We start from the raw sequence: 6365 nt of genomic DNA, 5'->3' as shown, positions 1-6365 counted from the left end.
CCCCGAGGGGCTTTGAGGCGTAGCTGAGTGCCAGAAGGGTGAGGCTTAGCTTCTGAACCTCACTGGTCTTGTCGGCCATAGAGACCAGAAAAGCCGCTGAGCCCCCGATGGTACCGGCCCTGACGAGGGGGACGACCATGAGAATAACCAATAATCCTGCCAGCAGTTTCTTCATATTCCCGCACCCCTTAGAAAAGGGTAGAGGGTGGGAATAAATAAACCTTTCTCACTCGCGGATGAACCTTCCGTCCAGTCCCCTTCCCCTCGGCTCAACGTCGTCACGCATTATGAGAACGACCCTGCTTGGCTCATATTCATCTTCGATGTGGTAGCTGGGCAGGTGCTTCACAAGCTCTTCGGCAAAGGCCTTAATCTCCTCGTGCCTGGGCATGTTGTTTATCGTGAGCCTGTTCCTTGAGAAGCCCACGAACATGTAAGCTTTGGCCTCAACAAACATTGGGTTCGCTATCTTGATCAGCTCCGCGTAGCCCCTTGGATTGTGCATGTTCTCGCCCTTCACTAGGGTCAGCCTTATCACCGTTCTCGTCTGCGCGTCCCTCATCAGCCTAAGAGTCTCCTTTATCTCCTCCCAGCCGTTGGGTATCATCGGGACGTTTACCCTGTTGTAGGTCTCTATGTCCGGGGCTGTGAGTGAGACGTAGAGCTGTGTCGGGAGCTTGTCCTCGTGCTTCATCTCCTCGAGCCTCTCTGGAAGGGTTCCGTTCGTGACTATGAAAGTTGTGAAGCCCCTCCTGTGGAACTCCTCAACTAAATCCCCCATGTAGGGGTAGAGCATGGGTTCTCCTGAGAGACTTATCGCTGCGTGCCTCGGGTTCCAGGCCTCTTTGAACTTCTCCCTTGGAACCTTCGGGTTGCCCTTGTAGCCGACGAGGAGCTTCCTCTGGGCCTTGATGCTCTCCTCAACGATGAAGGCCGGGTCGTCCCATGGCTTGGGGAGTTCCGTTCCAAGGAAGCCCTCCATCGGGCGCCAGCAGAATATGCAGTTGTGGGTGCACCAGGCTAAGACCGGCGTCATCTGAAGGCAGCGGTGGCTCGCTATGCCGTAGAACTTCTGCTTGTAGCAGAACCTTCCCTTGGTGAGGCTCTCCTTAAGCCAGTGGCAGAGCTTTACCCCGCTGTGCCTCCCAACGAGTTCGTAGTGCTGCTTCCTGAAGAGGAGCGCTATCTCCTCGGGCATGTTCGGGTTGGATCTCACGACTATCGTCATTAGTCTCACCTAACTTCGGTCTCTGTCGGGTTGTCAAGGGAAGGTTTTAAAAAGGTGATTGGTCATAGTTGTGCAAGGCAATGGTCGAAGGCTCTCTCGGTGATCAATGAAAAGACTTAAAAGATGTCCGCCGGAGGTGGAAGCATGAAGCGCTTGACAAATCTCAAACTCCGGCCCAAGGCCAGGGAGATAAGCTTTGAGTCAGCGGCTCCTGAATCAAGACCCCGCGTTAGGCTCCTCCACGAAATAAAAAGGCACAGGAGTGCCTAAAGCTTCCTAAACCTGAACAGATGCTCATAAACGTCTATTCCCACCTCGAGGCTCTCAAGCCAGTCCAGGAACTTGCCGACGTTTTCACCCTCGAAGATTGCCCCGTGTTGTGGTGCTATTACCTTGGGGGAGACTTCCCTCACCATTCTGACCCACGCCTTCAGGGCCTTTGTGGAGCTCATGTACCTCCTGTGGAAGCCCTCCATGTACTTGATGTGCTCATTAAAGTTGTCTACAAAGAGGTACCACTCGCCCTCCGGAAAAGCCGCAGCGCCTATGTCTCCGCTGAAGAAGATACCGCTCTTCTCGTCGTAGAAGCTGAAGTTACCCGGGCTGTGAAGGTAGTGGGCGGGTAGGGCGTAGATTGAGGAATTGCCGAGCTTGAACCTCGTTCCCTCGTCGGGTATCTCGATTATCCTCGACGTTCCGGTAACCGCCAGATGGGGGACGAACCTGACCCACAGTGAGGATATTGCCAGCTTTGCGTTTGGGGTCTCCTCGTACCAGAGGTTTATCGTTCCGAGGACGTCCGGGTCCTGATGAGAGAAGAATATGTACTTGACGTTCATCGGGTCTATCTTCGAAATGACGTTTCTGGCGACCCTGTCGAATATAAAGTACCCTCCCGGGTCGAGGAGCGCGGCCTCGTTGCCGTCAACTATCATGTACTGGTTCGTTAGGATGCCTTTCTCTTCGTCTGCCTCCTCTATACCGAGCCAGAAGACCTTGTGGAGCCCGTCGTCATAAAGGAGGTATGCCTCAGTGTATATCTTCTTAATCGGCATTTCAAACCCTCCCGACCTTTCTCCAGATGTTAATAACGAAATCCCCGGCCACGTCTTTTACTATGCGCCCAATCTCAGCCGGGTTGAGTGAAAGCCTGGCCACCCGGGATTTTCCTTCCTCAACATACCTTACGCTCGTCGGTTTTCCATCCTGGAGGACAAGCTGGAGCCTCCTCTTCCCGTCGGTTGAAGTCCCAGAGACGTAGTATACCCCCTCATCCTCTCCTATCAGGTGCTTTGCGACTTGGAGCAGGGTGCTTTCTGAAATCAGGACTTCTTCGGTCTTCTCAAGGAGAAAGCCGTAGATCTTCCTCTTGAAGTCCTCCGGGGTCTCAAAGTCAACTTCGAAGGTGCCTTCGGCTACCTTCCTCTTAAAGGCCGGGGGAATCTCCTTGAAGAGCGCCTCAAGGTTCTCGGCCAGTTGCTCGGCGAACTTCCTGAACTCCAGCCCGATCAGCCTTTTGAGCCTCCCGTCGTATATCGCCTCAACCACGAGCTCGTCCTTTTCGGGCTTCAGCCTGAACGTGAGTCTGCTCTTCTTTCCCTTAAACTCATAGACATATCCTTTTCGCTCTGTATAGAAAGTTACTGTATAGTCATCCCTCGCGGAGAACACGAATAGCTTGAAGCCTATCCTGACCCTGAGTTCCCCTCCCTCGCTCACTGTGGAGGAATTCGGGATGGCCCTGATGAAGAGCTCGGGGTTCAGCAGAACCCTCTCAAGGTTCTCCGGGTCGGATACCTTAACCCTCTCCACGGCCGTGGGCATTTCAAACACCTAGGATGTTCAGGATTTTCTTAACGAGGGCCTCCGGGCCGGCGCTCTTTTCGATAGGGATCATAAACTCTATAACCCCCGCGTCTTCGACTATCGACTCCCTGAGTCCCCTCATCAGTATGATTTCCGCATCGAAGTCAACGATCCTGCCACCCTCGATTCTCAGACTCCCAACGAGGTGTGGAAAACCAAACCCCTTTAGTTCTTCAAGCTCATTCCAGAGTTTTATTATTCTACTGTACAGAAGGGCTTCATTGCTGGTTCCCGATATCGAATCGACCAATGTCATATCGATCACCACCATAAATCGGGGTGGATCGAGCATGAACTAGTTCATTGTCAAAATATTTAAGCGTTTCCCAAGAAACTTGACTGATTACTGGAAGTGAGAAGCCGGCTTCACTTCCCCGAGGCGAGTATCAGCACTATGTCCTCGAAGAACAAGTGCTTTCTTGCAATGACTTTGGCCTTCAGGCCGGCTCTCTCGAACCTTCTCAGGGTCTCATCAATTCCAGTTATGGAGCTCTGAACGAGGTAAACCCTCCCTCCCGGGGAAATGTAGTCCCCAACGTTCTCGATGAAGCGGTCTATGATCTCCCTTCCACTCTCACCCCCGACGAGGGCCAGGTCAATTGGCTCCTCGGGTTTTCCAGGCAGGTATGGGGCGTTGAAGGTTACAACATCGAACTTTCCAGTAACGTTCTTGAATAAGTCGCTCAGGCGGAACTCGACATTCTCTATACCGTTCAGCCAGGCGTTTTCCCGGGCCAGTTCTATAGCTATGGGGTTAACGTCAACGCCGAGGACGAAGTCTGCCTTTCTGGCCATCAGGAGGGCTATTATCCCCGTCCCTGTGCCGAGGTCTAGAGCTCTCTCCCCGAGTTTAACCTCAAGGTTCTCGGCAAGCAGGAAGGTGTCTTCCGCCGGCTCGTACACTTGGGGATGTAGCCTTATCCTGAGGCCGTAGTAGGTGGGCATGGTCGCTGTTTTAGCCCTTTACTCTTAACGCTTACGCACGGTGTTGCCGGTTGGAGCCTTCGACGACGTGAGCACTAACACCGTGAGAGAAATCCTTCACGTGACCGCCGACGATCGTGGTGCAACTGGCTGGGACGCTGACTACGGCTACGGTATCGTTAGGGCCGACCTTGCCGTTCAGGCAGCCATCAGCTGACTTTTTCTTTTCTCCTTTAAGTTAAAGCCCCGCAGGTTTCAGAAAAGCGGAGTGAAAGAAAGGAAATCACTTCTTCCACTCGGTGTATCCGCACCTGCCGCATGACCAGCGGTCATTGTGGTTGGCCATAAATACTCCCGGCCCACAGCGCGGGCAGAACTTGCTCTTCCTGACGATTTTACCGCCCTTGACCTCGTAGAGCTTCCACTTCTGGCTGGTCTTTTTCTTCTTTGCCATCTCCACCACCTCACTCCTCCCTCTTCTCTATCAGGCCGTCCCTGACCAGTATGTACTCAGGTTCTAGGTAGAGCATCCTCTCCCTTGTCTCGTAGGCCTTGGCGTAGCCCTTGGAAATGTGGCTTCCAAAGTAGCTCCTTATGTACTGGAGAACCGTTGTGTTCGGATCAAGGTCGAGCATGGCGACGAGCTTACCCTTCACCGCCTCCCTGCTCGGGGTAGGTTCGCCCTCATGGATGACCTCAAAGTATATCTCCTTCCTCCCTAGGAGCTTGTTCTCCTTAATCTCGGTCACCTTAATCTCCATCACGAACCACCTCCATCTTGGAAAGTATCTCCGCACACCTGCGCTTGCATTCGGGTGTTACCTTTATAAGCACTACCCCCTCGTCAGGCTGGCCATAGAGGACAACCGCTCCTATAGGAGCGTGGAGCACCGCGGGGATGGCTCCGAGATCCTCCTCGCCGTTGACGATTATCTGGACTGGGCGCCCCCTCAGTGCAAGGCGGACGGCCTTCCTGACGGTATCTAATAAAGCTTTCGTTATAGTTCCCGGAGGGTTCTTGACGGTCATGAAGACTGCGTCGGCCTTAATATTTGGGGAGTATTCCTTTCTCTTCGTTTTTAGGTCGTACAGGGCTATGCTAGGCGTGATGCCGAGCCTGAGCAGGTTCTCGGTGACAACGTCTCCAACAGTAATCACGAACCTGCCATCTAACTCTTTCCTTATCCGGAGGTATGGCTCTGGAATTGGCCCGCGAATTAAACTTCCCAAAGGACTCTTGAGCAGGGCCCTGAGTTCGGGGGTTAGACGGAAGTACATTTCACCTGACCCTTATTGCGTATTTGCCCGGGACTTTAGTTGCTTCGGGTATGCTCTCGCGGAGCTTCTTGGCTATCCTGCTCTCCGTGTCTATGATTATGACCAGGTCGAACCACTCCTCGCTCAGATCCCTGCTCCCACAGATGGGACAGCGGTCTTCTGTTGTTATGTAATGGCAGTGCCTGCAGGCCCGCTCCTTTGCCATGCTCACTCCTCCTTGGCCTTTCTCTTCTCCTTCTCTATCCAGTCAAACTTGCCGAGACCGGGCTGGCGCATTGTTAGGCCTATCTTGTTCTCCCTGATGACCTTGCTCTTAACGCTGACCGCTATGATCCTCGCCCTCACGTAATCCCCGAGCTTCAGGATCCTCTTGGTTTCCTTACCTATGAACTGCCTGTTCTTCTCGTCGAAGACGACGTAATCGTCCATGAGCTGGCTTATATGAACTAGACCGTCCATAGGTCCGATCCTGATGAAGGCCCCGTAGGGTGCGACGTCAACGACCTCCCCCTCAACGACTTCGTGGTGCTCCGGTGTCCAGACGAGAACAGTAAAAACGACTTCGTGGTATGTTGCACCGTCACCGGGCACTATAACACCCTCTCCGATTTCCCCGACGTCGATTACCGAGAGTATAACGCCCTCCTCGCGATCGTAGATGCCCTCATACGTCTCGCGGAGAACCAGCTTTGCGGCATCTTTTGGATCCATCGTGAACATCCTGGGTGGGATCCTCACGACGTCCTTAACCTTCAGGAGCTTGTACATGGCCTGGCCTCCAAAAAGAGTTGAAAAGAGGTCACATCTTTCCAAACTTCTCCTTGTAGAGCTCGATGGCCCTGAGAATCTCCCTCTTGGCTTCCTCGGCGTCGCCCCAGCCCTCGACTTTGGTCACCTTGCCCTGGAGCTCCTTGTAGCGCTGGAAGAAGTGAGCTATCTCGTCGAGGAAGGCCTTTGGGACGTCGTCTATATCCTTCCAGTCCTTGAAGTAGGGATCCTCCGCCGGAACCGCCAAAACCTTCCAGTCCTTGTCGCCGGAGTCATTCATCTTCATAATGCCTATTGGCCT

The 6365-nt window shown here is 53.4% G+C and carries 13 protein-coding genes; 2 read left to right on the top strand and 11 right to left on the bottom strand.

Going from position 1 to position 6365, the window contains the following annotated elements; all coding sequences use genetic code 11:
• Window positions 1-226: 226 nt before the first annotated feature.
• Window positions 227-1228: a 4-demethylwyosine synthase TYW1 gene (gene twy1, locus MVD07_RS06420; protein WP_297499813.1), complete on the bottom strand. Its 1002-nt coding sequence runs from the start codon at window positions 1226-1228 to the stop codon at window positions 227-229.
• 144 nt (window positions 1229-1372) lie between these two features.
• Between twy1 and MVD07_RS06415 the strand changes: the two genes are divergently transcribed.
• Window positions 1373-1498 (top strand): hypothetical protein, encoded by a 126-nt coding sequence (locus tag MVD07_RS06415; protein WP_297499812.1) that lies wholly within the window; start codon window positions 1373-1375, stop codon window positions 1496-1498.
• Here MVD07_RS06415 and MVD07_RS06410 read toward each other — a convergent pair.
• The 4 genes from MVD07_RS06410 to MVD07_RS06395 form a co-directional block, all read right to left on the bottom strand.
• Complete coding sequence (locus MVD07_RS06410; protein ID WP_297499810.1) at window positions 1495-2283, bottom strand: MBL fold metallo-hydrolase; 789 nt, start codon at window positions 2281-2283, stop codon at window positions 1495-1497. The two genes, MVD07_RS06415 and MVD07_RS06410, sit on opposite strands and share 4 nt — an antisense overlap.
• Window position 2284: 1 nt before the next feature.
• Window positions 2285-3052: a hypothetical protein gene (locus MVD07_RS06405; protein ID WP_297499808.1), complete on the bottom strand. Its 768-nt coding sequence runs from the start codon at window positions 3050-3052 to the stop codon at window positions 2285-2287.
• Between the two features lies 1 nt (window position 3053).
• Complete coding sequence (locus tag MVD07_RS06400) at window positions 3054-3359, bottom strand: hypothetical protein (protein WP_297499806.1); 306 nt, start codon at window positions 3357-3359, stop codon at window positions 3054-3056.
• Window positions 3360-3460: 101 nt separating this feature from the next.
• Window positions 3461-4039, bottom strand: a complete 579-nt coding sequence (locus tag MVD07_RS06395; RefSeq protein WP_297499803.1) for a HemK2/MTQ2 family protein methyltransferase — start codon at window positions 4037-4039, stop codon at window positions 3461-3463.
• A 43-nt stretch (window positions 4040-4082) separates the two neighbouring features.
• Between MVD07_RS06395 and MVD07_RS06390 the strand changes: the two genes are divergently transcribed.
• Window positions 4083-4235: a hypothetical protein gene (locus MVD07_RS06390; RefSeq protein ID WP_297499801.1), complete on the top strand. Its 153-nt coding sequence runs from the start codon at window positions 4083-4085 to the stop codon at window positions 4233-4235.
• A gap of 66 nt (window positions 4236-4301) precedes the next feature.
• Here MVD07_RS06390 and MVD07_RS06385 read toward each other — a convergent pair whose 3' ends face one another.
• The 6 genes from MVD07_RS06385 to MVD07_RS06360 all read right to left on the bottom strand — a co-directional run.
• The gene (locus MVD07_RS06385; protein WP_297499815.1) at window positions 4302-4472 is read right to left on the bottom strand and encodes a 30S ribosomal protein S27ae; all 171 of its coding nucleotides are present in this window, start codon (window positions 4470-4472) and stop codon (window positions 4302-4304) included.
• A gap of 10 nt (window positions 4473-4482) precedes the next feature.
• Window positions 4483-4779: a 30S ribosomal protein S24e gene (locus tag MVD07_RS06380; protein WP_297499799.1), complete on the bottom strand. Its 297-nt coding sequence runs from the start codon at window positions 4777-4779 to the stop codon at window positions 4483-4485.
• Window positions 4769-5296: a GTP-dependent dephospho-CoA kinase family protein gene (locus MVD07_RS06375; RefSeq protein ID WP_297499797.1), complete on the bottom strand. Its 528-nt coding sequence runs from the start codon at window positions 5294-5296 to the stop codon at window positions 4769-4771. Before MVD07_RS06375 ends, MVD07_RS06380 begins: the two co-directional genes overlap by 11 nt.
• Before the next feature lies 1 nt (window position 5297).
• Window positions 5298-5501: a transcription elongation factor subunit Spt4 gene (gene spt4 / locus MVD07_RS06370; RefSeq protein WP_297499795.1), complete on the bottom strand. Its 204-nt coding sequence runs from the start codon at window positions 5499-5501 to the stop codon at window positions 5298-5300.
• Between the two features lie 2 nt (window positions 5502-5503).
• Entirely contained in the window at window positions 5504-6064 is a 561-nt protein-coding gene (locus MVD07_RS06365; RefSeq protein WP_297499793.1) for a DNA-directed RNA polymerase, read from the bottom strand.
• 31 nt (window positions 6065-6095) lie between these two features.
• Window positions 6096-6365 (bottom strand): inorganic diphosphatase (locus tag MVD07_RS06360; protein ID WP_297499791.1); only part of this gene is annotated, 270 nt, incomplete at its 5' end.

The organism is Thermococcus sp. (genome assembly GCF_027008145.1).
In the GTDB taxonomy this organism is placed as follows: Archaea; Methanobacteriota_B; Thermococci; order Thermococcales; family Thermococcaceae; genus Thermococcus.
Note: the sequence above shows the minus strand (reverse complement) of the source record. Positions and strands in the feature narration are given on the sequence as shown.